The organism is Rhodococcus sp. A14, from assembly GCF_011603105.1.
In the GTDB taxonomy this organism is placed as follows: domain Bacteria; phylum Actinomycetota; class Actinomycetes; order Mycobacteriales; family Mycobacteriaceae; genus Rhodococcus_F; species Rhodococcus_F opacus.
In genome coordinates, this window is record NZ_JAAOQS010000113.1 from 1 (window position 1) to 26989 (window position 26989).

The window sequence follows — 26989 nt, forward strand, 5'->3', positions numbered from 1 at the left end:
GTGGGTGCGAGGGGTACCCGGGTGCGGAGCCGCAGGACGACGTAGCCGACCCACGAGGTGACGACACCGAGCGCGACGAGAGTTTGGATCGCTCCCGCGGCGGATTCCGGGTAGACGACCCCGGTGAGGTAGTGGGAGATGAACCCGGACGAGGGGAGCGGGTCCTGCCCGGCGCGGACCCGGGCCCAGCTCTCCAGGTGGGTCAGCGGGCAGTCGATGCCGACGAGGACGCCGGTGAATCCCCAGGCCACCGCGGCGAGGTGGAGGGCGATGGTGCGCGGCCAGTGCCAGGCGAGAAACCCACCGCACACGACGTAGAGGATGAAGATCAGGTGTGCGACGGCAGTGGCGTCGGCGACGACCTCGTAGAAGACGCTCCCCATCGATGCACCCCTGACATCCGAATTTCCCCCATACGCCATCGTAGGCGTCGCCCGGCCGGGTCCGCCGGGTAACGGGCTCAGGCGGTGCCGCGCACGTCTTCCTTGACCACCAGGATCGGAATGTCGACCTCGAGAAGGAGGCGTTGCAGCCATCGTTCCAGGAGGAACTTGCCGATCGGGGACATGCGCCGGGTACCCACGACGAGCAGATCCGCGCCGCTGCTGTCGACCAGCGCGCGCAGAGCGCTCACCTGATCACCGTCGTGCTCGTTGGTGCGCAGCTCCCACGACGACTCGCCGACCCCGCCACTCTCGAGCGTGGCCTGGATCTCGGCGCGCAGGGCGGACCGGTCGGACTCGGCGTCCTGGCCGGGGTCGTCGTCGAGGACGTGGAGGACGAGCAGCTGTTCCCGTCGTTGCACAGCCTCACGGGCGGCGTGGACGATGGCCGCCCGGCCTTCCGGGCTGTCTCGGTGGACAACGGCTATCGCCATGAAACGCCTCCATTTGCAGGTATCGGTACGACCCCTATTATCCCCGTGCCGGAGTGTGCTCCGGCTGTGTCGATGCTCTCGTACGGAGATCCGAGCGGTGCTCGATCACCAGGGTGAGGGCTCGTAGTCCTTCAGGAAGCAGCCGTGCAGATCGACGCCCTGCTCGCCCTGGACGATCGGGTCGTAGACACGGGCGGCACCGTCGACCAAGTCGAGAGGGGCGTGGAAGCCCTCGTCGGCCAGGCGCATCTTGGTGTAATGCGGCCGCTCGTCGGTGATCCACCCGGTGTCCACCGCGGTCATGAGGATGCCGTCCTCGAGCATCTCCTTGGCGCTGGTGCGGGTGAGCATGTTCAGCGCGGCCTTCGCCATGTTGGTGTGCGGATGCCCCGGACCCTTGTAGGCGCGGCTGAACTGGCCCTCCATCGCGGAGACGTTCACCACGTACTTGCGGCGGGCGCCTGCCGCCGCCATCGCGGGCCGCAGCCGGGACACGAGGATGAACGGGGCGACCGAGTTGCACAACTGCACCTCGAGCAGCTCGATCGGGTCGACTTCCTCGACCGTCTGGACCCAGCTGTTCGTGTGCGCGAGGTCGGGCAGGAGTCCGCCGGCGTCGATCGCGAGACCCTGGTCGATGCGATCGGGGGATGCCGACTTCGCGACCAGTGCGAGCGAACTCACCGCGTCGGGGGACAGTGCGGCGCCCGCCATCGCGGACACGTCGGACAGTGAACCGGCGAGTGCCGCCGGGTGGGCGTCGCTCGTCTTGCCGAACGTCAGGACGTCGGGCAGGTCGCCCGAGGGAAGGGCCCCGGACTCCGCGTCCGCCAGCGCGCTGTGGGCGCCGGGGGAGCGTCGCACCGTCTGCGCGGCGTTGTTGATCAGGATGTCCAGCGGGCCCTGCGCGGCAACGGAGTCGGCCAGCGCAACGACCTGCGCCGGGTCGCGCAGATCGATACCGACGACGCGCAGCCGGTGGATCCACTCGCTGCTGTCCTCCATCGCCTTGAACCGGCGGATGGCGTCGTTGGGGAAACGTGTCGTGATCGTCGTGTGGGCTCCGTCGCGGAGCAACCGCAGGGCGATGTACATGCCGATCTTGGCGCGACCGCCGGTCAGCAGTGCCCGGCGGCCGGTGAGGTCCGCGCGCGCGTCCCGCTTGGCGCGGCTCTTGGCCGCGCAGTCGGGGCACAGCTGGTGATAGAAGGCGTCGACCCGGGTGTAACGCTGCTTGCAGATGTAGCACGGGCGGGGCCGGATGAGGGTGCCCGCGGATGCGCCGTCGGCGTTCGACGTGAGCGGGATGCCCGCGGTCTCGTCGTCGATCCGATCGGGGGAACCCGTCGCGGTGGCGGCGACGACCTGACGGTCGGCCTCGGAGACGGCGTCGCGGGCCGCGATCCGCCTGCGCTTCTTCAACTTCTTGAAGAGGTGACCGACTGCGCGCTGGACCGTGACGGAATCGGGATCCGCGTCGTCGAGTTCCGCCGCCTGATCGAGAACCTTCAGGCAGATCTCGAGATCCGCCGGATCGATCGTCGTCGTTGTTTCACCCATCGAACTTCGCCCTCTCACGAAGAAGGCCCCGGTTCGATGAACCGGGGCCTTTTCGTCTGTCTCAACTCAGAGTGTCCGAGGGGGGACTTGAACCCCCACGTCCGTTAATAGGACACTAGCACCTCAAGCTAGCGCGTCTGCCATTCCGCCACTCGGACTTGCCTGCCCCCATTTCCTGGGTGCTGCAAAAGATTAACCGATGAACCGCCACGGCCCAAATCGCCCCTCTCACCTGAGCGTTTCCGCTGCTGCGGTGGTAGGAACGTGGAGTGCCAACTACACAGGAAACCCCAGGCCAGGGTCGCGCCGAAGCCGAAGTCGTGGATCTCGTCAGTTCACTGATCCGCTTCGACACGTCCAACACCGGAGAGCTCGCCACGACGAAGGGCGAACGCGAGTGTGCGGAGTGGGTGGCGGCCCAGCTGCAGGAAGTGGGCTACGAGACCGAGTACGTGGAGTCGGGCGCACCGGGCCGCGGCAACGTGTTCGCCCGGCTGAAGGGCTCGAACCCCGACCGCGGCGCCCTCATGCTGCACGGCCACCTCGACGTCGTTCCCGCCGAGCCCGCCGACTGGCGCGTCCACCCGTTCTCCGGAGCAGTCGAGGACGGTTACGTGTGGGGGCGCGGCGCCGTCGACATGAAGGACATGGTCGGGATGATCCTGGCGGTCGCCCGCCAGTTCAAGGCCGAGGGAATCGTTCCTCCCCGCGACCTCGTGTTCGCCTTCGTCGCCGACGAGGAGGCCGGTGGCAAGTACGGCTGCCAGTGGCTCGTCGAGAATCGGCCCGATCTGTTCGAGGGTGTCACGGAAGCGGTCGGTGAGGTCGGCGGTTTCTCCCTGACCGTTCCGCGACCGGACGGCACCGACCGCAGGCTCTATCTCGTCGAGACCGCCGAGAAGGGTCTCGGATGGATGCGGCTGACGGCCAAGGGCCGCGCCGGGCACGGCTCGTTCCTGCACACCGACAACGCCGTCACCATCCTGGCGCAGGCAGTCGCCCGGCTGGGTGCGCACACGTTCCCGCTGGTCATCTCCGATTCGGTGGCCGAATTCCTCGAAGCGGCGGGTGAGGAGACCGGACTCGACTTCGACCCGAAGTCGCCCGACCTCGACGGCACCCTCGCGAAACTCGGCACCATCGCCAACATCATCGGCGCCACCCTCCGCGACACCGCGAACCCGACCATGCTCTCGGCCGGCTACAAGGCCAACGTCATCCCGCAGACCGCGGAGGCCGTCGTCGACTGCCGGATCCTGCCCGGCAGGCAGGCCGAGTTCGAGGCGGCGGTCGACGAGCTCATCGGGCCGGACGTCCAGCGCGAATGGATCACGAAACTCGACTCCTACGAGACGACGTTCGACGGACATCTCGTGGACGCCATGAACGACGCGATCCTCGCGCACGATCCCGGTGCCCGGACCGTGCCCTACATGTTGTCGGGTGGCACCGACGCCAAGGCGTTCGCGAAGCTCGGCATCCGGTGCTTCGGGTTCGCTCCGCTGCAGCTGCCCGCCGACCTGGATTTCAGCGCGCTGTTCCACGGTGTCGACGAACGGGTACCGGTCGACGCACTACTGTTCGGTACACGCGTGCTGGAACATTTTCTGCTCCACAGCTGATCCGAGAACCGATACGCGACAAGAGAGGAACCGCATGTCACACGACCCGTACGAGGCACTTCCCGACCTGCCGAGTTTCGAGCTGACCTCCACCGACGTCACCGACGGGCAGCCGCTGAACAAGGAACAGGTCAGCGGAATCTTCGGCGCCGGCGGCTACGACAACTCACCGCAGCTGTCGTGGTCGGGGTTCCCCGCCGAGACCAAGAGCTTCGCGGTGACGGTGTACGACCCCGACGCGCCGACGGCGTCCGGATTCTGGCACTGGGCGGTCGCCAACATTCCGGCCGACACGACCACGCTGGTGAGCGGCGCAGGCGACGACGACGGAACCGGGCTGCCGAGCGGTGCGATCACGCTGAAGAACGACGCCGGATTGCGTCGTTTCCTCGGCGCGGCCCCGCCGGAAGGGCACGGGCCGCACCGCTACATCTTCGTGGTCCACGCGCTCGACGTGGAGACTCTCGACGGGGTCACCGCCGACTCGACGCCGGCGTTCCTCGGTTTCAACCTGTTCTCGCATGCGATCGCTCGCGCGAAGATCCAGGGGACGTACGAGCAGTAGCTCGGTAGCTCCGGAAGACACCGGTGGCCGGCGAATCCTCGGGATTCGCCAGCCACCGGTCTGTGTACGGTCCGTGTCAGCGCACGGCGCCGGCGCCGACCGCATCGGCGACGGAGGAATAGCCGGCCTCGCGCACCTTCCGGGCCAGCCCCTTGTGGATGCGGCGAGCCCAGAACGGCCCGCCGTAGATGAAGCCGGTGTAACCCTGCACGAGGGACGCCCCGGCCAGGATCCGTTCCCATGCCTGGTCGACCGTCTCGATGCCGCCGACGGAGATCAGCACCAGGCGATCACCCACCCGCGCGTGCAGGCGGCGGAGGACCTCGAGCGATCGTTCGGCGACCGGCGGTCCCGACAACCCGCCCGCGCCGATCGCGGACACCTCGTCGTCCGGGGTGTTCAGCCCGTCCCGGCGGATGGTGGTGTTGGTCGCGACGATGCCGGCCAGGCCGAGTTCGAGCGCGAGATCCGCGACCGCATCGACGTCGTCGTCGGACAAGTCGGGGGCGATCTTCACCAGAACCGGGACGGTCACGCAGTCGAGAACGGCACGCAGGAGAGGCCGGAGAGATTCGACGGCCTGCAGGTCCCGCAGTCCCGGGGTGTTGGGTGAGCTGACGTTGACCACCATGAAATCGGCCAGCGGGCCCAGTAGTTGCGCGCTCGCCGTGTAATCGGCCGGGGCGTCCGCGGCGTCGACGATCTTGGTCTTGCCGATGTTCGCGCCGATCGGGACACCGGCCCGGCGCTGACGAAGATGATTGGCGGCATTGCCTGCGCCGTGGTTGTTGAAACCCATCCGGTTGATCAGGGCGCGGTCCGCGGGCAGCCGGAACAGCCGGGGAGCCGGGTTGCCGGGCTGGGCCTGGGCGGTGACGGTGCCCACCTCGGCGAACCCGAAGCCGAGGGGACCCCACGCGTCGACGCCGGTCGCATCCTTGTCGAACCCGGCGGCCAGACCGAGCGGCGCCGGGAAGTCGAGTCCGAACACGGTGTTCCGCAGTACCGGATCGTCCACGACGAGAACCTTGCCGACGAGCTGACGCAACGGCGAGAACCGCGTGACCAGGCGCATCGCAGCGAAGGCCAGGTGATGAATCCGCTCCGGAGGAACGCGGAACATCACCCGTAAGAGCAGGTGGTACAAGGAGGTCTCCCTAGATTGCGGGGTCGGGGACATGGTGAGCGGTCTTCCTTCGTTTGAGCAGCACACGGCGGCTACCGTCGGAGTACAGGCGGACCCGGGACAGCTCCCAGCCACCGAACTCCGCCTGGATGGCCAACCTCATCGAAGCACTGATACGGGTGACGTCGGGTGGCAGCCGGAGCGGCACGTACTCGAAGTCCTCGGATTCGATCTCCCACCCGGAGGGGAGTCGACGTGAATGCGATGCCATCTACGAACTCCTCGTCGGGATCTGCTGCAGGCCGTCTCCCGTCGCGGAACCGATCAGGAGGTCACCGTTCACGGTATCCACAGTGACAGAGTTCGGCTGCCGGACGGTGGGATACCGTGCCGTTTCCACGCCGACACCGCTCGACAGGTCGAATCCGACCACTTCGTTGGTCTCGGTCAGCGTGACCCACGCCCGGTCGGCGGTGTCGTCGTAGGCGACGGCGTACGGCGCGAGCCCGGCGGGGAACCGCTGGCGGAGCATCAGTGTGTCGGTGGTGTAGGCGAGCAGTTCGTCGCCGGTTGTGTCGGTGACGAGGATCCGTCCGTAGTGATCGGTCGTGAGCTGCGTCGCACCTTCCCCGGCGCGCAGCGCGACACCGAGCGCGGCAGCGGGGACGTCGATGGCGGTGACGGACGTCTGACCACGGTCGAGGGCGGTGAGTGAGTCGCCGACGACGGCAAGCCCGTCGACGGACGTGAGACCGCCGATCACCTGTGACTCGTTCGTGTCGGTGTTCACGATGTGAATCTCGCCATTGCCCAGGCCCATCGCCAGCCGCCCGTCGGGCAGTTGGGCGACCGATCGGACGTCGCCGTCGGCCGGGATGAACACCAGCTCGCCGGTTCGCAGGTCCAGGCGTCCTACCTGCGTGTTCATGGCGAGTAACGCCACACCGCCGGGGGCGAGGGAGACCTGGGCGACGGTGTCGTCCAGCGGAATCACCCGCGGAGGCGCCGTGAAATCCCCCGCCGGGAACAGCAGGACCTGGTTGCCTTCGCCGCCCAGGACGACGGTCGTGCGGGTCTCGGGGTCGAATGTGGTGGACTCGATGGGCAGTCCGACAGGGTGGACGACACCGGCAGGCGCGGTGTTCTGGGCCGGGGACTGTGCGGCACTCGCGGGCGCGATCGTGATCGCCTGATCCTCGTCGGAGTTCGACGAACAGCCCGTGACCAGTAGAAATGCCACTCCGATACACGAGGCGACGACGCGCGCTCCCGGTCTACCCATGTGCTGCTCCTCGGGGTTCTCTCATCGACCTGCACCTGTACAACTGCCCACAAGCATCCCTGATCCGCGAAACGCCCACGAATGCGGTCGGTGCCGAGCGGGTGCCGAGGCGATACCGTGAGAAACATCGACCCCGCGCCCGGCGGTCTTCCGATCGCCGGCCCAGGTCATCGAGGAGAAGACCGTGGAAATACCCGAAACACCGACGTTCACCGTCGAAGACATCTCGGTAGGACCGCACGCACACGGCTTCGGCCGGACCGCAGAAGGTAACTCCTACGCATTCCGGGTGCGCAAGAGCACGATGCACGTCGAGGTCTACCGCGCCGACGTCGAAACCGAGGTCCCGGCTCCGGACGACGTCGTGGCGTCGGCGCGACGCTCGGTCCGGGAGATCGACCTGACCGATGAGCGCAGCATCGTCGCCGTCGTGAGAGATGCCGTGTCCGATCCCGATTCCCACATGGCAGGGCCGGAGGACGGAATCACCGTGCGTGCGGTGCTCAGCCGCCTCGGCGCGGTCATCGACGGGCTGTGAACCCCGCGGTCTAGCGCTGATCCCGGCGGGGGAGGACGAGGGTCGCACCGGTCACCGGGTGCTCGATGACCTCGACGGGGTGCCCGTACACCCGGGTCAGCAATTCCTCGGACAGGACGTCGCCGGGAGGCCCGTCGGCGGCGACGCGTCCCTGCTCGAGGACCACGATCCGGTCCGCGTACGCGGCGGCGAGCGCGAGGTCGTGGAGGACGACCACCACCGCGGTGCCCTGCTCCGCACGGGAGCGGGCGAGACGCATCACGGTCTCCTGGTGACCGAGGTCGAGGGCGGCAGTGGGCTCGTCGAGCAGGATGGTCTCGGTGCGCTGCGCGAGCACCCGCGCCAGTGCCACCCGGGCACGCTCGCCACCCGAGAGCGCCGTGAACGGCCGGTCGGCGAACGCCACGACGTCGCAGATCCGCATGGCCTCGGCGATGGCGGTGGCGTCGTCGTCGGAGCGGGGCGTGCGCGCCCACGGTGAGCGGCCCATCGTGATCACCTGACGTGCGGTGAACGAGAATCCGACCGTGTTCTGCTGGGGGAGGACCGCGCGGCGCTGAGCCATCTCGAGCGCCGTCCAGTCGCCGAGGTTCCGGTCGTCGAGGTGCACGGTTCCCGAATGCACGTCCTGATCGCCCGACAGCGCCGCGAGGAGCGTCGACTTGCCCGCCCCGTTGGGGCCGACGAGAACGAGGACCTCCCCGATCCGCACGTCCACGGACACGTCCTCGAGCACGGGCCTGCCCCCGCGGGTGACGGCGATGCCGTCCGCCCGCAGCGTCACGGCCCCCGAGGAGCGCGGCGGCGGCACCGGGTCGGTCCGCCGGAACAGGCTCTGCTCGATCGCCTCGCCGATGCGGGTGCGGAGCGGGTGGAATGCCGGACTCATGCCCACCCGCCCTGGCTGGCCCGGGTGCGGCGCAGCAACCAGAAGAAGAACGGCCCGCCGACGAGGGCCGTCAGCATGCCGAGCGGGAGGTCCGCGTTCGCCACGAGCGACCGGGCGCCCAGGTCGGCGAGGAGCAGCACGAGCGAGCCGCACAGCGCGCTCGCCGGAATCAGGGCCCGGTGGCCCGGCCCGACGGCGATGCGCATCAGGTGCGGGACCACCAGTCCGACGAACAGGATGATGCCGGTGAAGGCGACGCTGGAGGAGACGAGCAGGGCGACGATCAGCACGGCGATCTGACGCAGCCGCTCGACGTCGAGGCCGAGGTGCCGGGCCGCGCTCTCGCCGAGGGACAGCAGGTCGAGTTTCCCGGCGATCATCATCGTGGCGGCGATCCCGGCGACGGTCATCGGCGCCACCACCGCGACCGCGTTCCAGGTGGCCCCGTTGAGGCTGCCCAATTGCCAGAAGACGATCTGATCGCGCGCCGCGGGGGACGCGACGAACGTGAAGAAGGCGATGAGGCCGCCGGCGAACGCGTTGACCGCCACACCGGTGAGGACGAGGGTGACCACCTCGGTGCGGCCCTCGTGCCGGGCGAGGACGTAGACGGCGACGGTGGTGATCAGTCCGGCGACGAAGGCGGCCGCGGCCACCGTCCACCCGGCCGCGAACGCGCCGCCGACCACGATGGCGGCGCTGGCGCCGACCGCGGCGCCGGCCGACACCCCGATGACACCCGGTTCGGCGAGCGGGTTGGCGAACACACCCTGCAGCAGCGCACCCGCGCATCCGAGCGCCGCCCCGACCAGGATGGCGAGGACCACCCGCGGGAACCGGACCTCCCACAGCGTCACCTCACCGCTGGGGTGCGCGGGCATCGGTCCGAGATCCAGTCCGATGCGGTGGAGGATGCTGCCGAGAACCTCTCCTGGTCCGGTCGGCACCTGTCCGATGCAGGCCGAGAACACGGCGGCGACAACGAGGGCGATCAGCAGGCCGCCGAGGACGGCACCGGTTCGAGTGCGTGAGGAAGGCTTACCCGGAGCGCGGAGGTCTTCGACGGTCATGGATTGGCGGTCGGGTAGACGGCGTCGGCCAACGCGCCGAGAACACGGCCCGTGTTGGGGCCGAAGCTGAGCAGCACCCCGTCCTGCATGTCGACGACGCGCTGATTCTTGCCCGCCGGAGTCTGCGCCACCCCGGGGATCTTCTCGAGTCCCTCGATGCCGCCGATCGATTCGAGCCCGCCCGTCATCATCAGGAGGACGTCGGGGGCGGCGGCGATCAGGGCCTCGCTGGTGATCGGCGCGAACTGCTGCGTGATGCCCGAGGCGGTGCCCGCGTCGACGGCGCCGAGTGCGTCGATCAGCGAGTCGGCGCCCGAGCCCGGGCCGCCGATCATGGTGATCGCGGTGCCGCGCAGATAGAGGAACGCGATCTTCAGCGGCTCGTCGCCCTGCGGGGCGCGACTCCGGGCGGCCGTGATCTCACTCTCGGTGCGGGCCGCGAGTTCGCGGCCCTGCTCGGGCACACCGAGCGCATTCGCCACCGCCGTGATCTGGCCGGGCACACCCTCGAGGGTCCGCGTCGGATCGAAGAAGACGACCGGAACACCGGCGGCCCGCAGCTGATCCTGCACGGCCTGCGGTCCGATGCTGGTGTCGGTGAGGATCACCGTCGGAGCCAGGTCGAGGATGGCCTCGGCGTTGAGGGACTGCCCGTCGGGGGTCACCACCGGCACGTCCTGTGCGGCCGGGAACTCGGAGGCGATGTCCCGGCCCACCACGTTGTCGCCGAGTCCGAGCGCGAAGACCGTCTCGGTGAGCGTTCCGTAGCGGTCCGCGGTCACGATCCGGCTCGCGTCCGTGATCGTCACGTCCACCCCGTCGAAACTGCGGACCGTGACGGGCAGCACCGGCGTGGCGGGGGACGCGAGAGGTTCGGGATTCAGGTCGTCGAGGACCGCCGTGCGCGCACCGCCGGTGCCGCCGGCGCTGTCACCGGCGCCGGAAGCGCACGCCGACACCCCCACCGCGGACACGAGAAGCAGGACGAGAACGGCGAACAGCAACCTGTCCGTGCGGGTCCGGAACACCGATCTCATCGTGCGAGGTACCGGTCGATGTCCGCTTCGAGGGCGGCGAACAGGTCGCCGTTGAGACGGTAGGCGAAGTTGACCTCGTCGATCACCCGTTGCTGGTCCTCCGGAGTCAGGGGCGCGGCGTCGAGTTTCGCGCGGTAGGTGTCCTTGAACACCTTCGGTTTCGGGATGTCGTCGAAGATGTAGAACTGCAGGCCGTCGGTGGTGTACCCGTAGGCGCGTTCGAGCATGCGCCGGATGATCTGCCCACCGGACAGGTCTCCCATGTACCGGATGTAGTGGTGCGCAACGAAACCGGCGGGCCACTCGTACGCCACCTCGCGGAGCCGCTCCACGTAGCGGGTGGTGGCGGGCAGCGCGGACACGGTCTCGCGCCACGACGACCCGCGCAGGAACTCGAGATCCGCTTCCAACGACGGGACCCGCAGCAGTTCGTCGTGGAGAAACGGCGACGCGACGGGGTTGCCGGTGTGGGTGCGCCCGGCGTCCTCGAGTTCGCGGTAGACGAGGTACGTCTGTGCGAGCAGTTCGGCGTAGCCGTCCGAGGTGAGTTCACCGGCGAGGAGGGCTCCGACGAACCGGGACTGCTCGGTCTCCCGGTGAGCGGCGTCCGTCCCGGCCTTGATGCGCTCGGCGAAGCCGACGGTTCGGCGGTCGGCCGCGTCGGCCTCGTTCAGCGTGGTCATGGACTCTCCTGCAGATCTACGGGCGTCGGCCGGTGGGCACCAGGTTAGCCTGCCCTGCACGTGAACTGCAGGTGCACGTCTGCCGGCTCCTGCACACGCTAGGCGCTGACGTCGTCGAGCGCCGCCGCGATCGCGGCGGGCAACTCCAGTTCCTCGGCGACGAGCACACCGGTCAGCTGTGCGATGTCCCTGGCCCCGACGACCGCGCTCGCGACACCCGGACGGTCGCGCGCCCACGCGAGCGCGACGGCCAGCGGGGAGGTGCCGAGCCCGTCGGCCGCGGTCACGACCGCGTCGACCACCCGGACGGAGGAGTCGGTGAGGTAACTCTGGACGTCCTGCGCGTGCGCGTCGTCGGCACCGCGTGAATCGACGGGGATGCCGTTGCGGTATTTGCCGGTCAGGACCCCGCGGGCGAGCGGAACGGCCGCGAACACCCCGATGCCGTGATGCGCCGCGGCCGGAACGAGCTCCTCCTCGACGCCCCGGGCGAGCAGCGAGTACTCCACCTGGGTGGCGACGAGCGTGGTGCCGCGGGACGCGCCTGCCGCAGTGGCCAGTTGCCACCCGAGGTAACCCCGCGCCCCGACGTACCGGACCCGGCCGCTCGCCACCGCGAAATCGAGAGTGGCGGCGACCTCGTCGACCGGCGTGAACGGATCCCACGTGGCGACCTGCCACATGTCCAGGTAGTCGGTGCCGAGCTCGCGCAGGGTGGCGTCGAGCTGGGCGACGAGACCCCGTCGCGAGCAGTCGATCCGCGAGGGACCCGACGGGTTGATCCCGGAACTCGAGCTCAGGACGAGTTCCGTGCGCGGCACCACGTCGTCGAGCAGTTCCGCCAGGATCCGCTGCGCCACACCGTCGCCGTACGCGGGCGAGGTGTCGACGAGCGTTCCGCCCGCATCGACGAACGCCGCGATCTGCGCCGCCGCCTCGTCGCCGTCCGTGTCCCGACCCCACGTGAGCGTGCCCAGGCCGAGCCGTGACACTCGTAACCCGCTTGCTCCGACCGATCTCTGTTCCATAACCGCCTGCGTCTCGTACCGTAGCTGCAATCCCGGCGTCGCCCCCGAAGATGCTGGTGCCCCCCGGAACCGGCCACCACAGGTGCAGAGTAGTGGGGTATCGCGTGGCAGGGGTCCTGCCACGCCGGATTCTGCCGGAGGTCGCCCTCCCCGGTACCGTGGCGCCGGTGAATTACGAACGCGACATGGGAAATTGGCGTCAGAGCGGCACATTCGACCTCGGGACCGGTGAGTGATGGGCGAGGCGATGTCCTGGCTCCAGGCGATTGTCCTCGGTGCGGTCCAGGGATTGACCGAGTTCCTGCCGATCTCCTCGTCCGGCCATCTCCGGATCGTGTCGGAGATCTTCTTCGGTGACGACGCCGGTGCGTCTTTCACCGCAGTCACCCAGCTCGGCACGGAAGCCGCGGTGCTCATCTACTTCGCCCGCGACATCGGACGGATCATCGCCGGATGGTTCCGGGGACTGTTCCATCCCGAGCATCGCAGTGATCTCGACTACCGGATGGGCTGGTATGTGATCATCGGCACGATCCCGGTGGGTGTGCTCGGCTTCCTTTTCAAGGACCAGATCCGCACCGGTGCCCGCAACCTGTGGCTGATCGCCACCATGCTGATCGTGTTCGCGTTGGTCATCGCGGCGGCCGAGTACTACGGGCGGAAGGTGCGTCCCGTCGAGGACCTGCGTGCCAAGGACGGCATCATCATGGGTTCGGCCCAGGCGCTCGCCTTGATCCCGGGCGTCTCGCGCTCGGGCGGCACGATCAGCGCCGGCCTCTTCCTCGGACTCACCCGTGAAGCCGCGGCGCGCTACTCCTTCCTCCTCGCGATCCCCGCGGTTGTCGCGTCCGGGCTGTTCAGCCTGCCGGACGCGTTCGAACCGGCCGGTGAAGGTCTCAACGCGAGCGGCCCGCAGCTCCTCGTCGCGACCGCGATCGCGTTCGCCATCGGCTACGCGTCGATCGCGTGGCTGCTCCGTTTCGTCGTCGACCACTCGATGTACTGGTTCGTCGGCTACCGCATCATCCTCGGCGTGATCGTCCTGTCGCTTCTCGCGACCGGCGTCGTGTCGGCCACCTGAGATCGGGCGGCCGGGGAGTGCACGACACTAGGCTGGTCCAATGACAGTTGTGCTGCTGCGCCACGGGCGGTCGACCTCGAACACTGCACACACGCTTGCCGGCCGGTCACCGGGAGTCGAACTCGACGACCGCGGCCGCGAGCAGGCTCAGGCCGTCGTGTCCCGGCTCGCCGACGTGGCGATCGAGGAGATCGTGCATTCGCCCCTCGTGCGGTGCGAGCAGACCGTGGAACCGCTCGCCCGGGCCCGGGGCCTGACCCCCGTGGTGGAACATCGGCTGGTCGAGGTCGACTACGGCGAGTGGACGGGTCGCGAGCTGAAGGTCCTGCTCGAGGAACCGCTGTGGAAGATCGTGCAGCAGCACGCGTCCGCCGCGGTGTTCCCGGGAGGAGAAGGTCTGGCGCAGGTCCAGGCCCGGGCCGTCGCCGCGGTCCGCGAGCACGACGCCCGGCTCGCGGAACTGCACGGCCGCGACGTCGTGTGGGTGGCGTGCTCGCACGGCGACGTCATCAAGTCGGTCCTCGCGGACGCCCTCGGCGCGCACCTCGACGGATTCCAGCGGATCGTCGCCGAGCCGGCCTCGATCAGCGTCGTCCGGTACACCTCCACCCGTCCGTACGTGCTGAAGATGAACGACACCGGGGCCGATCTGTCCGGAGTGAACACGCCACCGGTGTCCGGAGACGGCGCCCGCGCCGAAGTATCCGGATCGGTGCCCGGCGGGGAGGTCCGGCTGTGAGTATTAGGCGGACCTCGCCGGTGACGATTAGGCGGACCCCGCCGGTGACGATTAGGCGGACCCCGCCGGTGACGATTAGGCGGACCCCGCCGGTCACGATTGACGGATAATGAACGCAACATGCTGCGAGGAACAGTCCGAGACGGAACAACGAGTGGGCAGCGCCGCAGTAGGGCCCGGCTCCAGCCGAAGGAGGTGCAATGTCACGCGCAATTCACGTATTCCGCACTCCTGACCGATTCATTGCCGGGACGGTGGGTGAACCCGGCGACAGGTCGTTCTATCTCCAGGCAGTACACGAGGCGCGAGTGATCAGCGTCCTGCTGGAGAAACAGCAGGTCCAGGTACTGGCCGACCGGATGGGACTCCTCCTCGAGGAAGTGCACCGCCGGTTCGGGACGGAGGTTCCCCCGCAGGGGGCCGAACTCGACGACGCGAGCCCCCTCGTCACCCCGATCGACGCCGAGTTCCGGGTCGGCACGATGGGCCTGGGCTGGGACGCGGACGCCGGAGCCGTCGTGGTGGAACTGCTCGCCGTCAGCGAAACGGAGTTCGACGAGTCCGTCGTTCTCGACGACTCCGAGGACGGACCGGACGCCGTGCGTGTGTTCCTCACCCCGTTGCAGGCGCGGGACTTCTCGTTGCGGTCCGAGCGGGTCATCGCCGCCGGGCGCGCGCCGTGCCCGCTGTGCGGTGAGCCGCTGGCCCCGGAGGGGCACATCTGCATCCGGACCAACGGGTACCGCCGTGGCCAGAGCTTCGGTCTCACCCCGGAGATGGACGAGGAGGACTGACGGTTGCCTGCCGAGGAGTCCGATCCTCTGGAGTCCGGCGAGCTGACCCTCATCGGCCAGATCACCCACGCCAGTAACGCCACCCTGGTGTGCGACGCGGTCGAGGGCGAGACCACCGTCCGGTGCGTGTACAAGCCGGTCCGCGGGGAGCGTCCGTTGTGGGACTTCCCGGACGGCACGCTCGCCGGCCGTGAATACGCGTCGTACCTCGTGTCCGAGCAGCTCGGATGGGGTGTGATTCCCCGCACTCTCCTGCGGGACGGTCCGTTCGGCCCGGGGATGGTGCAGCGGTGGGTCGACACCCCCGACCGGCACGCCGACGACCCCGGCGGTCTCGACCTCGTCGACATCTGCGCCCCCGACGCCGTCCCCGAGGGCTGGTTCGAGATCCTGCGCGCCACCGACATGGACGGCGAACCGGTCGCGCTCATCCACGCCGACGACCCGCGGCTGCAGCGGATGGCGGTCCTCGACGTGCTGATCAACAACGCCGACCGCAAGGGCGGCCACGCACTCGAGGGGCTCGACGGTTCCGTCTACGGCGTCGACCACGGCATCTGCCTGCACACGCAGAACAAACTGCGGACCGTGTTGTGGGGGTGGGCCGGGACGGAGGTGCCGGGCGCCCTCGTCGTCGACATCGCCGAATTGATCTCCGCGCTCGAGGGCGACTTCGGTGCGCGCCTGGGTGAGCACATCACGTCCAACGAGGTCGCCGCCCTGTACGAACGTGCCGTGGACCTCCTCGCGGCGCCGGTGATGCCCCGGCCGAACGGTCACCGGCCCATCCCGTGGCCCGCGTTCTGACGAACCCGATCAGCGGCCTGCGGGCGGCGGCTCCCTCCGAGGCGGAAACGCGGGTCCACTAGGCTCGCTGTCATGCAGTCTTGGTCCGAAACCGCTGTCCCGTCCGTTCCAGGCCAGGGGCCTCCGCTGCGGTTGTTCGACACCGCTGACCGGCAGGTTCGTCCCGTCACTCCCGGGCGCACGGCCACGATGTACGTGTGCGGTATCACCCCCTACGACGCCACCCACCTCGGTCACGCGGCCACATACCTGACGTTCGATCTGGTGAACCGGATCTGGCGTGACGCCGGGCACGACGTGCACTACGTCCAGAACGTCACCGACGTCGACGACCCGCTGTTCGAGCGCGCCAACCGCGACGGCGAGGACTGGGTCGTCCTCGGCATGCGCGAGACGGCGCTGTTCCGCGAAGACATGGAAGCCCTCCGGGTACTGCCCCCGCGCGACTACGTCGGCGCGGTGGAGTCGATCGGCGAAGTGATCGAGATGGTCGAGAAGTTCGTCGCGTCCGGCGCCGCCTACGTCGTCGACGACCCCGAGTTCCCCGACGTGTACTTCCGCGCCAAAGCGACGGAGCAGTTCGGCTACGAGTCCGGATACGACCGCGAGACGATGGACAAGTTCTTCGCCGAGCGCGGCGGCGACCCCGACCGCCCCGGCAAGGAAGATCCCCTCGACGCGCTGGTGTGGCGTGCGGTGCGCCCGGGCGAGCCGTCCTGGCCGTCGCCGTTCGGTCCCGGGCGTCCCGGCTGGCACATCGAGTGTTCGGCCATCGCCCTCAACCGCATCGGCTCGGGTTTCGACGTGCAGGGCGGCGGCAGCGACCTGATCTTCCCGCACCACGAGTACTCCGCGGCGCACGCCGAGTCGGCCACGGGCGACCGTCGCTTCGCCCGCCACTACGTGCACACCGGCATGATCGGTCTCGACGGCGAGAAGATGTCGAAGAGCCGCGGCAACCTCGTGTTCGTGTCGAAGCTGCGCGGCGAGGGGGTCGACCCGGCCGCCATCCGCCTCGGACTGCTGTCCGGGCACTACCGGCAGGACCGTCCGTGGACCGAGCAGGTTCTCGCCGACGCCCACACCCGGCTGAAGCTCTGGAAGGACGCCGCGGCACTCGAGTCCGCGCAGTCGGCCACCGACACGATCGCCCGGCTGCGCCAGCATCTCGCGGACGATCTCGACACCCCGAAGGCGCTCGACGCCCTCGACGGCTGGGCCCGTCGCGCCCTCGACAACGGTGGCTCGGACGCGAACGCGCCGGGCGAATTCGCTGCCGCCGTGGACGCTCTCCTCGGTGTGCGCCTCCCGCGCCCGTGAGTACTTCTTAACCGCCCGCGGTTAAGAAGTACTCACGGGTCAGGCGAACTCGAAGGCACCCTCCGCGGGCGTCGGGACGCGCCGGCGGAGGGGCGAACCGAGCGCCTGCGCCAGGTCGGTGCCGTCGTGTTCGGCGAGCAGTTCGCCATCCGACCACACGAGCAGCGTGGCGCTGACACTCTGCTCGGCCGTCGAGTGCGCCAGATCGTAGTGCGCGCACCCCGGGACGCCGCCGTACGTGATCCACAGGTCGAACCCGGTCATGAACAGGTCGAGGTCGAATTGCACGCTGAGGCCGAGCAGTTCGGCCCGGCCGTTGTCGTCGACGCCGGCGAACGCCTCGTCCAGCGCCAGCAGTCGCGGTGCATGGGGGTCGGCCGAATCGAGCATGACGTGTGCCGCGGCGAACAACGGCAGGTGCAGCGAGACGGACTGCTCGCCGCCGGAGAGTGCGCTGTGCCGGGCGACCGTCAGCCGGTCCTCGTTGCCGTTGCCGCTGATCAGGGTGAACGAGAACACCCGCCACCGCCGGTAGTCGAGGGCTGATGCCAGGATCTCCGGGTACGAACGCTCCGGGTGGGCGGCGCGGGCGGTTCTGATCTGGTGGGCGAAGTGGGCGCGCATCGTGGCGAGCTCGTCCGGCCCCAGCGCCGAGGTGTCGCGCTCGAGCAGTTTGGAGATCGCCTTCGCGCTGTCGTCGAGGTTGTCGGCGAGCACCCAGTGGACGCCGATGGTGTTGCCGGACGACATCCGCCGCTCCCGCATCTCGGTGCCCATCCGGGCGATGAGTTCGCGGGCGTCGACGGTCCGTTCGTGGATCTGCTGTGCGAGACCCGTGAGCAGCGCGTCCTCCAGGATGCGACGTTCGGATTCGGTGAGCAGCAATTCCTGATCGGAGCGAGCGGACGCGATGCGGGCGGCGAACTCGCCGATCGACGAGTATCCCTCGTCGTCCTGCACCTGCACCACGGTCACGCCGTCCGGGGCGTCCCACTGCAATCGGTAGTCCTGGCCGGCGACCGCCAACTGTGCGTCGAAGTCCTGCAGGGCGGTGGTGAGCGCGGTGCGCGTCGATTTGCGCGCCGAGTCACTGACCCGCACCGATTCGGTGGCGCCGTCCAGTGCGTGGAACAGCGCATCCACTTCGGGCGGCAGGATCGGGGTGTCGCCTTCGGCGTTCTGGATGCGGTACACCAGCTGTTCGGCACTCATCCACGCCGCCGAGCTCGCCGGCCAGGTGTGGCCGCCGTCGACGCCGAGGAGTTCGAGCAGGTCGCGCCGGGCATACGGGGCGAGGCGGGCGGCGTCGGCGTGCGTTTCCGTGAGCGCCAGCCGGAGCGTCTGGACAGCGGTGTTGTACGCGCCCTCGGCTTTACCGATCGCCTCACCCGCGTCCTTGTCCGCCTTGCGGGCGTCGCGCTGCTCCTTCTTGCACGCCTCGATCCGCGCGTGCGCCTCCTCGAGCTGCCGGTCGAGCTGCTCGGCCCCCGCTCCCAGCGTGTCGCGAAGCGTCTCGAGACGTTGGATCTGTTGCGCGAGAACCTCTTCGGCGATGGCCGCCTCTTCCGCGAACTCCTCTGCGTTGCCGCGCGCCTCGTGCAGTCGGTCCTCGGACTCGCGAGTATGCTCCACCTCCTTGGCGTGTTCGCGCCTGCACCGCTGCACCATCTCGCCCTGCTTCTCGAAGTGCCGGACGGCCGCGGCGAGCGAGTCGATCTCGCGGGCGACGTGGGGAGTCCGATGTGTGGACGCGGTGGCCCGGAGCTGCTTCTCCTTCGCGGACAGGTCGGCGATGGCCTGGTCGAGTTCGCGTCCGACCGCGGTCGCCGTGTCCGAGCGGCTGCGAAGCGCGCCTGCGGATTCGGTGACCTTCTTCAGCGCGGTGAGGATCGACCCGGTGCGGGGCAGGGCCTGCGCCGCCGCGGTCGTCCGCGTCAGCAGTGCCGCCGTCGCATCCGCCGACGCCCGGGTTTCGTCGAGGGTCGCCCGGGTTTCCTCGAGGGTGCTGTCGAGTTCGGTGATACGGGCGGCGCGCCTGCGGGCCCGTGCGGTGGTGCCGATGTACTCCGCGTCCGATTTCGTGTGGCGTCCCCGCTGGATTCCCTGCCGGTACGCACCGTCTTCGGCGACACCTACAGGTCCTTCACACAGGTCGAGGGATTCGAGGGCGATGGACTCGAGGAGCCCGCGCACGCGATCGTCGGGAACACCCGTGTCCTGCTCGACCTCGAGAACGTCCGCGAGGGTCTTGCCGGTGGGCCGATCCGCGGCCGGAAGGGCCACGAGGAACTGTTCGGATTCGACGTCGGGGAGCGCGTCGTCGACGGTCACCCAGCCGTCGAGGAGATTCGCGGCCTCCAGCGCGGCCTCGATTCCCGCCGCCGCTGCGGCGTCGACACCGTCGGTGAAGCGGACAAGGCGCCACAGCGGTGCGCCGGTCAGCCGGGAACGGGCGTCCTGCCGGGCGGCCGAGAGCGGTGGGGCGTCGTCGTGCTCGGATTCGATGGCCGCGCGGGCCGATTCGTGTTCGGCGATCGCTTCCTCGGCGGCGGCGACGTCGCGGTCGTACTGCTGACGACGCAGCCGGAGCGAGTCGACGGCGTCCGTGGTCTGTTCCGTCAGCGTTTCCGACAGGGTGGCGGCGTCGTCGTCGCCGATCCGGCCGAGGGCGGTGTCCAGGGAGTCGAACAGTGAAGCGGGCGCGTCGATCTCGGCGTAGAGGGACGACTGTTCCGTCCACCAGGACCGGAGTTCGGTGGCGCACCGGCTGCGGGCCGACTCGACCGCGGTCTCGGCCTCGAGTACGGCCACCTTCGCGGTGTCGAGTTGCTCCTGGCCACGGCGGGCCGCCTCGTCGGCGCGGGTCCGCTCGGTGGCGGCCCTCTCGACGGTGGCGAGCGCGGCCCGGACCGCGCGGATGTCGCCGTCCCGTTCCTCGGCGTGCCCGCGCAGCGCAGCGGTCAGCTGGTCGGTGCGCGCGTTCTCTGGGAGTGCGGTCCAGGTGATTCCCGCGTCCTCGGCGGCGAGGTGAAGCTCGTCCTCGGCATGGGTGAGCGCCTCGACGGCGCGGGCAACGGCGTCACCGGCCTTGTCGTGCTCCTCGGCTCGCTGTTCGAGGGTCGCCTTCGCCTTGCGTGCCTTCTCGGCCTGCAGTTCGGTCGATTTCTCGAGGGTCGCGACAGCCTGCGCGAGGTCGTCGAGCTGCGTCCGTCCCTCGTACGCCGTCGATCGCTTCAGTGCGTCGAGGGTGGCATTGGCCTGGTCGAGTGCGCGTTCGGCGGCGGTGAAGCGTTCCTCGGCGGCCGCTCGGCTCTCCTGGCTGCGGGCCCGGTCGGCCGCCGCGTCGTGGAGGGCGGCGATGCCGGACCGGACGGTCTCGAGACGGGTCGCGAGGTGATCGACGTCCGTACGCGCCTGCTGGCGAAGGTATTTCGCGTACACGCCGACGAAGCTCTGCGCTGCCTGGTCGGCCGCGGCCAGCCCCTCGAGCGCGCGGCCGACCTCCTCCATGTCGCTGAACGAGCGGGCGGCCTCGAGGACCAGTTGCTCGTCGAGCGGTCGCAGACCGTCGGTGAGTGCCTGCGACAGTCCCTTGGGGTCGAGGTTCTTCGCGAGCTGGGGCCGCCGGAGCGTGAGGATGAGGTTGATCAGCTGGTCGTAGCGTTGGACGCCGAGCCCGAACATCCGGGCGTCGATGGCGGCGCGGTAGTCGAGCGGCCGGTCGGTGATGGAGTCGGTGCCGATCTGTTCGCCCAGTTGCTTCTTCGTGAGCGGACGGTCGTCGCTGCCGAGTAGGGAGAAGTCGACGCCGACGCGACCGTCGGCCACGAAGTACCAGCGGGTGACCTTGTCGTTGGTGCGGGTGGCGCGCATGCCGATGCCCACGGTGACGGCCTCGGGGTCGTCCTTCGCGCCGCGGCAGAATTCCATCCAGACGTACGAGTACGCGCTCTCCTGTCCGCGGTACAGGAGGTTCGACTTCATGGTGCGTTCCTCGCCGGCGAACGGATTGAGCCGCCGGGGTTCGATCCTGCCGTCGAAGACGAACGGGAACAGCACTTCGAGGGCCTTCGTCTTGCCGGATCCGTTGGGACCGCGGAGAACGAGGCGACCGTCGGCGAAGGAGAACTCCTGATCGCGGTAGTCCCAGAGGTTGATGATCCCGGCGCGGGTGGGCCGGAAACGCGCACTCGTCATGCTGTGACTTCCTCGCTGTCGTTCGCTGAGCTCTGGAACAGGTCGATCTCGGGTGTGCGGTCGCGGATCGTGACCACCACACCCCGGTAGCGGGCGAGTGCCGGGAGTGCGAGCACACCACCCGGGACCGCCGCGGTGAGGCGCAGCCGCTCGAGCAGCGCCAGCGCCGCGCGTCCCAGACCGTCGGGGTCCGCCTGCCACCCGGCGGCGAACGTGCGCCCGAACCGTTCGGTCAGTGTGCGGACGGTGCCGGCGATCCATTCGTCCTCGACGACCGGGAACAGCCGGTCCGCGGGGGCGGGGTCGGCGGGTTCGAATCCGTCGTGGCCGGCGAGGCTGTCGAAGATCCCGGACTGCGGAATGGCGCTGTCGACCTGTTCGATCAGGTCGTCGCACCGGCCCCGCGGCAGCGGCATCCGGGCGGTCTCCGGGGCATCGGGATCCAGTACGCGATCGGCGATCTCCCCGGCGAGCAGGAGTGCGACCTGCGCGACCGTTCCAGTCCCGGGGAACCGGACGTCGGAGAGACGCCCGGAGGAGTCGATCATCGCGACGCCCTCCTCACGCCGTTCCGCGACCAGTCCGGTGAGCAACTCGACATCGGCTGCGGTGCGGGGGAGCGCGAGTTGCACCAGTTCGTCATCGTCCAGGTCGGCGGCGTAGACCACGGGCCGTTCGACGAGGGCACGCCGCACCCGCCGCGCCGTCTCCTTCACGTCCACCGGCCTGGCCGTCCCGAACTCCGAGGTGTCGTCCTCGGTCACCGAGTCCGCACCGGCAAGCAGTCCGCGGATGGACCGGAGGTGCTGCAGTGCGCGCGGCGGCCGGAACAGGGCGATGACGACGGACCTGTCGATGTCGTACAGCGCCTCTCCTGCATCGGGATTGGCGGCCCAGCCTCCCGCGTCACCGTCGGCGAGTGCGATCGCGCCGCGGGCGGCGAGCCAGCCGACGGCGTCGACGAACGCGTCCCGGTCGGACGCGCGTTCCGTGGACAGATCCACACCGTCGACCTGTGCGGCGTCGGCGGCTACGTGATCGGCGAGTTCGGACAGGGTGATCTGGTTTCCGGCGCGGCCCAGCGCGGCCAGCGCCAACGCGAGGTAGGCGTAGCGGTACCGGTCGAACGTGCGGTCGGTGGCCGTCTTGGCCGGCGTCCCGGCGTCGAGTCGGTCGCTCACCGTGAACAGCCGGGCGGTCGTCTCGGTGACTTCGAGTCGGTACCCGAAGAGTGTCATCAGATCGTCGCGTAGTTCGGTCGCCCACCGGCGGAGCAGGGGAAGAGCGATGCGATCCGGATAGGTCTGTGTCACCAGGTGATTCGACAGGATGACACGGGCGGCGCGCTGATACGAATCGAGGGCGAGCGGCGAGATCTCCCGCGCCTTCACCGAACGCTCACCTGAAGTCCGTCGAGGTGCAGACGTCCTCGGGCGGTGCGCACCACCGTCGATTCGCTGTGCGGGCTGAGGGTCAGCTTCACGCCGTTCTCCGATCCTGTGCTGCTTTTCACTCGGCCGCTGACCGGTACCCGCGCCGTCAGCGCGGCGTTGAGCAGACTCAGCAGCACGTCGGTTTCGGCCTCGTCGAGTTCCCGCTCGTAGACTCCGCCCCGGGCCAGCGACTGGGCGGCGGCGGCGCGAAGTCGTTGCGCGGTCAGCTGTTCCTCCCGCAGGCGGCGCACGCTGCCCTCGTTGCGCTGCACCCGCGCGGGCAGACCGGGCGACGGGGGACGTCCGGTCTCGGCCAGCGTGCGGGAGATCTCCACGGGCTGGGCCTCCCACCACGACCGCGTGTCGGGAATGATGTCGGCATCCGGATGCACCATCGACAGATGGCGCGGACGCCCGAGGTCGAACACGGCTCGGAACAGCGCATGCGCGGCGTCCTCGGTCGGAGTGGCGGCGAACCAGCCTGCGAGGTGACGCAATTGGCTCTCCCTGCTGACACCACCCTTGCGGGTTTCGGTGACGCGGCGCAGCAGCGACAGGACGGCGGCGATGGCGCTCATCGTGCCCTCGCGCAGGCGTTCCGACTCGCTGAGACCGGCCTCGCTCCCGACGAACCAATGCGTCAGGCCCGCCCACCGCGCGCGCCAATCGGCTTTGCGCTCGTCGATGCCGAGGAACACCCGCTCGTCGCTGGCGGCGGCTCGCGCCACCATCGTCTCGACGCCGGTGTCTTCCACGAGCGCGATCGCCGCCGCGAGTTTCGGTGCATAGCGCGAGAGGTCGGAGCTGAACTCGCGCATGTGCGTGAGGAGAGCGTCCTTGTGGGACATGAACGTCTCCGGCGTGATCTCCGTGGTGCGGACGAGGTCGCCCAGGGTCAGGTAGAACTGCGCGGCGCGCCCGGCCATGTCCGACAGCGTCGCATCAAGGCGGTTGAGTTTCCGGTACACCAGGTCGTTGTCGGCCGCGCGGTTCGCCGCGGCCAGGTCGTTCATGTCGGCGAGGAGGTCGGGCAGCGCCAGCCGGGACAGCGACGCGTCGTCGAGCCGGGCTGCCAGAGCGTCCTCGACGGCTCGGAACACCTGGTAGCCGGCCTGGCTGAACTGATAGACGAAGTGCCGGTTCCGGTATTCGGCCAGCGTCGCGGCGCGTGTTCCGTCGTAGCTGCGTTCGAGCACTTCCCAGACGTGAAGTTGCTCGAGCAGTGGAGTGACGTCTCCGGCGCCGAGTTGTCCGGCCGGATCGTCGCCGGCGAGGCCGTCCAGAATGCGGGCGACGTCGGCGGCGTGCAGCAGGACGACGTAGTTGGCGCGGGCGTGGTCGAAGGCCCGCAGCACCCACAGGTACTCCGCGCGCTTCTCCGCCGTGGTGAAGGCGAACAGTTTCAACCGGTCGTCCCGGAGAGGGGAAGGAACCGCCGGGCGCGCTGCACGCAGCCCCGAGGGGGACCGACCTGGAACGCTGCCTGATTCACTCACCGTGACAGGTTATGCGGTCGCGCAGCCGTCGAGCGAACGCCGTGCCGACCTGCGTCATCAACCTCATGTTCTGAATCAGCCCCTGACGGAACACCGTTAATTCACGAATTAGCGGTACCCGGCTCAGCACGAACCACCCTCTGTCACCAATGTTTCATCGTCACGATCCGCCCCGCCTCACCCCACTGCTGCACCGATGTAGGGAGGGAGGCAGGCATTCAGAGGACGAACAGCACGAAGACGATCGCCACCAGCACGAGAGCCAGCCCGACCACCGCGGCGACGAGCCAGGACGCCCGGGACGTCGAGTCGGCGGTGGATTCGTCCCCGGCCTGCGCGACGGCGCGAGGTTCCGGCGGTGTCGCCACGGCCGTTCCGCCCGACACCCGGGCGGGGGACGCGCCGACCGCTGCGGCCGACGCCGGGTTGTGCGTGCGCGTCGCCGGCCGGCTCGGGGTTGTCGAGGTCGAGGGCACCGGCTCGCCGACGACGGCGTCGATCACCTCGGTGACGTCGTACGACGGCGGCAGGCCGATCGGGGTGACCTTGTGGGTGGTCGGGTTGAACCCGGCGGCGCGGATGGCGGCACCGAGCGCTGCGGTCTGCTCGGGGCCGGGGCCGACGACACACCGCACACCGAACTTCTCACCGACCGTGGTCGCGAACCCGTGAATGGTCGCGGAGTCCCGCGCGATCAGCCCGTCGCCCGTCACGACCACGGCATCGAGGTTGCTGGGCAGCCAGCCGAACGCACCGAGCGCGGTGGCGATCTGGGCCGTGGGGGAGCCCCCCGAGGAGAAGCGGAACGCCTTGCCTGCCTCGACACCCGAGCGGATCAGCGCGACAGTCGCGCCGGTGTCGTCGACGTGATAGATGCCGACCAATTGCCCGGGACGCTCCGCGATCTCGGATTCGAACCAGGCCGCGGCCGCTTCGGCGTCCGAGACGAGGGACAGGTAGGACATGTCGGCGTAGTCCAGCGCGTCGCGCAGCGCCGCGACGGCGGCCGAGTCCCAGCGGGTGGGGTAGGTGGCCATGATGTCGGGGGCGCCGCCGGTCCGGCCGCCGTGGTCGGGGAGAGGTTCGCACTCCCGGAGCAGGCATCGCATCGCGCCGGCGACCAGGTCTTCGGCGCGGTACCGCGATCCGTCGCCTACCGCGACACCGGCCGGGTCGCCGACGCGGGGAAGGAACCCCGACACGGTGTGGGTTTCGCCGATCGTGTGCGGCGCCGATCCGCCGAGAATTGCGGTGCCGTCCGGGCACATGTGCAGGACGGTGTCCCGGACGATGACGACCGGATCCGGGGATCCTGGATCGTTCGACGCCACCACGGCGGTGGACACGACACTGCCGATCCTGAGCCCGACTCCCATGGACATGCAAGTACCTCTATTCGTTTCACGAACGGATTGCGACTTCCGTCAGGCCCGTTCCGATTCGCTCGGTGAGGCCACAAGATGTACATCCTGCTACCCGAACGCGCTTGTGCGCGCCATCACGCGCGGCGTGGCGTGGTCGTGTTGCGCACACTCGGGTCGTTTTCGCTCCCGGCGTGCGATCCGTCAGGTAATCGTCGGTGCGCCGAGGGCCGTTCTCCATTCGGTCACGTTCTCGGTCATCCAGTCGAGGAGGTGCTCCGCCTCCTGCGGATGGCGACCGGTGCCGGCGAGAAGATCCGCGAAGGCCTGCGCGGGGGCGACCAGACGGACGTTGTCGCGGAAGAGGGTGCGCTCGAAGACCGCAGCCGATCGGGGAGTCGCGACGAGGACGTTGGCGCCCTGATCGACGGGGCGTAGCTCGAGTGCGCCGGCCAGCGCCTCGCCGTGGTCGGCGTAGATCTGGATCTGATGCGCCGGCGCGTATTCGACGAATGCCGCGGCGGCGAGTGACCCGGTCACCGCGTAGAGGTGGCCGGAGACCTTCGCGAGTTTCGCGACGAACGACTGCACCCCCTCGGGTGCGAAGTAGCCGACGGTGGGGCAGTCCTTGAAACTGGAGTCGCTGCTCCAGGCGCGCAGCATCGGCTGCCACCGGACGCTGGTGATGGGACCGCGGGGGAGTCGTTCGAGCAGATCGCGTTCTTCGAGGGTTTCGACCACCCGATAGGTCGCGCCGGTGGACGCGCCGGACAGCCGGACGAGTTGGGGGACCGTCAGCTGACCCGAATGATCGGCGAGGGCACGCACGACCCGGGCGGCAGGATCGCCGGTCAGCTGTGCGGCCGGACGGCCCGGGCCGCGCCATGGGTCGGCGTCCGCGCCCCGGTCGCGCACCCAGATCGCGGGCCGGTCCGCGGCAAGGGAGGTGTTGCCCGTCGCATCGGCGTAGGAGAGACCCCTGGCGTCGAGTTGGCGACGAACCGGCTCGGAAAGGTAACGGGCACAGACGAATCCGCGATCGGATCCGGACAGTCCGTCGGCGAACCGGGCGGCGTCGCCCGCGAGCACTCCTCGGGCGGGGATGACGGAGAAGGACGCGACCTCGCCGTTGGGCGCGCCGACCAGCAGCCGTTCCGGCGCGTCGGCGAGGGAGCGGGACTTTCCGGACGTCAAGGTCCAGCCGTGGGGGAGTGCGGCCTGGAGGGTGGCGATCGCCCGGCGGTAGAGATCGATATCGCGTTCAGGCTTGGGAAACGGCACCTTCGGCTCGCTACCTGCGAATTCGGCGTTTTCCTGATTCGGCACATCGCCAGTCTACTGAATCGGTCCGAGACGGAACCGGAAAATAGACCGAACAATCGTGGTCCGCTCCCAGCGCCACCGAGTAGTCGGATGCCACCACAACTCGCCACCTCCGCGTGAACGGTTCCCCGAGGCCGGGGCGGCGTGGGGGAGTTTCACTC

Annotated in this window: 24 protein-coding genes and 1 tRNA gene; 8 read left to right on the forward strand and 17 right to left on the reverse strand. The window is 69.2% G+C overall.

Annotated features, from left to right (window positions below; all coding sequences use genetic code 11):
• The 4 genes from G9373_RS37200 to G9373_RS37215 all read right to left on the reverse strand — a co-directional run.
• A partial coding sequence (locus G9373_RS37200; RefSeq protein WP_167120008.1) for a DUF2784 domain-containing protein occupies positions 1 to 383 on the reverse strand: 383 nt, incomplete at its 3' end.
• 77 nt (positions 384 to 460) lie between these two features.
• The gene (locus tag G9373_RS37205) at positions 461 to 877 is read right to left on the reverse strand and encodes a universal stress protein (protein ID WP_005243098.1); all 417 of its coding nucleotides are present in this window, start codon (positions 875 to 877) and stop codon (positions 461 to 463) included.
• Positions 878 to 982: 105 nt separating this feature from the next.
• Complete coding sequence (locus G9373_RS37210) at positions 983 to 2437, reverse strand: SDR family oxidoreductase (RefSeq protein WP_167120011.1); 1455 nt, start codon at positions 2435 to 2437, stop codon at positions 983 to 985.
• Between the two features lie 72 nt (positions 2438 to 2509).
• Positions 2510 to 2595, reverse strand: a tRNA-Leu gene (locus G9373_RS37215).
• A 111-nt stretch (positions 2596 to 2706) separates the two neighbouring features.
• Between G9373_RS37215 and G9373_RS37220 the strand changes: the two genes are divergently transcribed.
• Positions 2707 to 4059 (forward strand): M20/M25/M40 family metallo-hydrolase, encoded by a 1353-nt coding sequence (locus G9373_RS37220; RefSeq protein WP_005243094.1) that lies wholly within the window; start codon positions 2707 to 2709, stop codon positions 4057 to 4059.
• Positions 4060 to 4093: 34 nt separating this feature from the next.
• Entirely contained in the window at positions 4094 to 4624 is a 531-nt protein-coding gene (locus G9373_RS37225; RefSeq protein ID WP_005243092.1) for a YbhB/YbcL family Raf kinase inhibitor-like protein, read from the forward strand.
• Between the two features lie 76 nt (positions 4625 to 4700).
• On the opposite strand, the gene G9373_RS37230 is transcribed toward G9373_RS37225, so the two are convergent.
• The 3 genes from G9373_RS37230 to G9373_RS37240 are packed head-to-tail and all read right to left on the reverse strand — an operon-like array spanning position 4701 to position 7032.
• Positions 4701 to 5771, reverse strand: a complete 1071-nt coding sequence (locus G9373_RS37230; RefSeq protein WP_005256369.1) for a quinone-dependent dihydroorotate dehydrogenase — start codon at positions 5769 to 5771, stop codon at positions 4701 to 4703.
• Between the two features lie 10 nt (positions 5772 to 5781).
• Positions 5782 to 6021, reverse strand: coding sequence for a DUF5703 family protein (locus G9373_RS37235; protein ID WP_005243088.1), 240 nt, complete (start codon positions 6019 to 6021; stop codon positions 5782 to 5784).
• Positions 6022 to 7032 carry a hypothetical protein gene (locus tag G9373_RS37240; protein ID WP_167120014.1) on the reverse strand — a complete coding sequence of 337 codons (1011 nt, stop codon included), beginning with the start codon at positions 7030 to 7032 and terminating at the stop codon, positions 6022 to 6024.
• Positions 7033 to 7216: 184 nt separating this feature from the next.
• Here G9373_RS37240 and G9373_RS37245 point away from each other — a divergent pair, with 184 nt between their 5' ends.
• Complete coding sequence (locus tag G9373_RS37245; protein ID WP_005256366.1) at positions 7217 to 7570, forward strand: hypothetical protein; 354 nt, start codon at positions 7217 to 7219, stop codon at positions 7568 to 7570.
• 10 nt (positions 7571 to 7580) lie between these two features.
• On the opposite strand, the gene G9373_RS37250 is transcribed toward G9373_RS37245, so the two are convergent.
• The 5 genes from G9373_RS37250 to G9373_RS37270 all read right to left on the reverse strand — a co-directional run bounded on the left by G9373_RS37250 (position 7581) and on the right by G9373_RS37270 (position 12277).
• A complete protein-coding gene (locus tag G9373_RS37250; RefSeq protein WP_167120017.1) occupies positions 7581 to 8459 on the reverse strand; it encodes a heme ABC transporter ATP-binding protein in 879 nt (292 codons plus the stop codon).
• Entirely contained in the window at positions 8456 to 9529 is a 1074-nt protein-coding gene (locus G9373_RS37255; protein WP_005256362.1) for an iron ABC transporter permease, read from the reverse strand. Before G9373_RS37255 ends, G9373_RS37250 begins: the two co-directional genes overlap by 4 nt.
• Positions 9526 to 10566: an ABC transporter substrate-binding protein gene (locus tag G9373_RS37260; protein WP_167120020.1), complete on the reverse strand. Its 1041-nt coding sequence runs from the start codon at positions 10564 to 10566 to the stop codon at positions 9526 to 9528. The genes G9373_RS37255 and G9373_RS37260 overlap by 4 nt, the downstream gene beginning before the upstream one ends.
• On the reverse strand, positions 10563 to 11249 hold the full coding sequence (locus G9373_RS37265; protein WP_120660734.1) for a biliverdin-producing heme oxygenase: 687 nt from the start codon (positions 11247 to 11249) through the stop codon (positions 10563 to 10565). Before G9373_RS37265 ends, G9373_RS37260 begins: the two co-directional genes overlap by 4 nt.
• Positions 11250 to 11347: 98 nt before the next feature.
• Entirely contained in the window at positions 11348 to 12277 is a 930-nt protein-coding gene (locus G9373_RS37270; RefSeq protein ID WP_039952119.1) for an aldo/keto reductase, read from the reverse strand.
• Positions 12278 to 12512: 235 nt separating this feature from the next.
• On the opposite strand from G9373_RS37270, the gene G9373_RS37275 reads away from it, so the two are divergent.
• From G9373_RS37275 to mshC, 5 genes are all read left to right on the forward strand, one after another.
• Positions 12513 to 13358: an undecaprenyl-diphosphate phosphatase gene (locus tag G9373_RS37275; protein ID WP_043788485.1), complete on the forward strand. Its 846-nt coding sequence runs from the start codon at positions 12513 to 12515 to the stop codon at positions 13356 to 13358.
• A gap of 40 nt (positions 13359 to 13398) precedes the next feature.
• Entirely contained in the window at positions 13399 to 14097 is a 699-nt protein-coding gene (locus tag G9373_RS37280) for a histidine phosphatase family protein (RefSeq protein WP_005564195.1), read from the forward strand.
• Between the two features lie 200 nt (positions 14098 to 14297).
• The gene (locus G9373_RS37285; RefSeq protein WP_005256347.1) at positions 14298 to 14891 is read left to right on the forward strand and encodes a DUF3090 domain-containing protein; all 594 of its coding nucleotides are present in this window, start codon (positions 14298 to 14300) and stop codon (positions 14889 to 14891) included.
• Positions 14892 to 14894: 3 nt separating this feature from the next.
• Complete coding sequence (locus tag G9373_RS37290) at positions 14895 to 15698, forward strand: SCO1664 family protein (RefSeq protein ID WP_005564197.1); 804 nt, start codon at positions 14895 to 14897, stop codon at positions 15696 to 15698.
• 72 nt (positions 15699 to 15770) lie between these two features.
• Positions 15771 to 17018 carry a cysteine--1-D-myo-inosityl 2-amino-2-deoxy-alpha-D-glucopyranoside ligase gene (gene mshC / locus G9373_RS37295; protein WP_167120023.1) on the forward strand — a complete coding sequence of 416 codons (1248 nt, stop codon included), beginning with the start codon at positions 15771 to 15773 and terminating at the stop codon, positions 17016 to 17018.
• Positions 17019 to 17057: 39 nt separating this feature from the next.
• On the opposite strand, the gene G9373_RS37300 is transcribed toward mshC, so the two are convergent.
• The 5 genes from G9373_RS37300 to G9373_RS37320 form a co-directional block, all read right to left on the reverse strand.
• Positions 17058 to 21215 (reverse strand): TIGR02680 family protein, encoded by a 4158-nt coding sequence (locus G9373_RS37300; protein ID WP_167120026.1) that lies wholly within the window; start codon positions 21213 to 21215, stop codon positions 17058 to 17060.
• Positions 21212 to 22606, reverse strand: a complete 1395-nt coding sequence (locus tag G9373_RS37305; protein WP_167120029.1) for a TIGR02678 family protein — start codon at positions 22604 to 22606, stop codon at positions 21212 to 21214. Before G9373_RS37305 ends, G9373_RS37300 begins: the two co-directional genes overlap by 4 nt.
• Entirely contained in the window at positions 22603 to 24054 is a 1452-nt protein-coding gene (locus tag G9373_RS37310; RefSeq protein WP_167120032.1) for a TIGR02677 family protein, read from the reverse strand. Before G9373_RS37310 ends, G9373_RS37305 begins: the two co-directional genes overlap by 4 nt.
• Positions 24055 to 24362: 308 nt before the next feature.
• On the reverse strand, positions 24363 to 25526 hold the full coding sequence (locus tag G9373_RS37315) for a hypothetical protein (RefSeq protein ID WP_037203530.1): 1164 nt from the start codon (positions 25524 to 25526) through the stop codon (positions 24363 to 24365).
• 183 nt (positions 25527 to 25709) lie between these two features.
• Positions 25710 to 26831 (reverse strand): helix-turn-helix domain-containing protein, encoded by a 1122-nt coding sequence (locus tag G9373_RS37320; protein WP_005562906.1) that lies wholly within the window; start codon positions 26829 to 26831, stop codon positions 25710 to 25712.
• Between the last annotated feature and the right edge of the window lie 158 nt (positions 26832 to 26989).

Bases quoted from the DNA above. Each gene is read 5' to 3' on its own strand.
- G9373_RS37205 (WP_005243098.1), bottom strand. From the start codon at position 877: ATGGCGATAGCCGTTGTCCACCGAGACAGCCCGGAAGGCCGGGCGGCC.
- G9373_RS37210 (WP_167120011.1), bottom strand. From the start codon at position 2,437: ATGGGTGAAACAACGACGACGATCGATCCGGCGGATCTCGAGATCTGC.
- G9373_RS37225 (WP_005243092.1), top strand. From the start codon at position 4,094: ATGTCACACGACCCGTACGAGGCACTTCCCGACCTGCCGAGTTTCGAG.
- G9373_RS37235 (WP_005243088.1), bottom strand. From the start codon at position 6,021: ATGGCATCGCATTCACGTCGACTCCCCTCCGGGTGGGAGATCGAATCC.
- G9373_RS37240 (WP_167120014.1), bottom strand. From the start codon at position 7,032: ATGGGTAGACCGGGAGCGCGCGTCGTCGCCTCGTGTATCGGAGTGGCA.
- G9373_RS37250 (WP_167120017.1), bottom strand. From the start codon at position 8,459: ATGAGTCCGGCATTCCACCCGCTCCGCACCCGCATCGGCGAGGCGATC.
- G9373_RS37255 (WP_005256362.1), bottom strand. From the start codon at position 9,529: ATGACCGTCGAAGACCTCCGCGCTCCGGGTAAGCCTTCCTCACGCACT.
- G9373_RS37260 (WP_167120020.1), bottom strand. From the start codon at position 10,566: ATGAGATCGGTGTTCCGGACCCGCACGGACAGGTTGCTGTTCGCCGTT.
- G9373_RS37265 (WP_120660734.1), bottom strand. From the start codon at position 11,249: ATGACCACGCTGAACGAGGCCGACGCGGCCGACCGCCGAACCGTCGGC.
- G9373_RS37270 (WP_039952119.1), bottom strand. From the start codon at position 12,277: ATGGAACAGAGATCGGTCGGAGCAAGCGGGTTACGAGTGTCACGGCTC.
- G9373_RS37275 (WP_043788485.1), top strand. From the start codon at position 12,513: ATGGGCGAGGCGATGTCCTGGCTCCAGGCGATTGTCCTCGGTGCGGTC.
- G9373_RS37280 (WP_005564195.1), top strand. From the start codon at position 13,399: ATGACAGTTGTGCTGCTGCGCCACGGGCGGTCGACCTCGAACACTGCA.
- G9373_RS37285 (WP_005256347.1), top strand. From the start codon at position 14,298: ATGTCACGCGCAATTCACGTATTCCGCACTCCTGACCGATTCATTGCC.
- mshC (WP_167120023.1), top strand. From the start codon at position 15,771: ATGCAGTCTTGGTCCGAAACCGCTGTCCCGTCCGTTCCAGGCCAGGGG.
- G9373_RS37300 (WP_167120026.1), bottom strand. From the start codon at position 21,215: ATGACGAGTGCGCGTTTCCGGCCCACCCGCGCCGGGATCATCAACCTC.
- G9373_RS37315 (WP_037203530.1), bottom strand. From the start codon at position 25,526: ATGTCCATGGGAGTCGGGCTCAGGATCGGCAGTGTCGTGTCCACCGCC.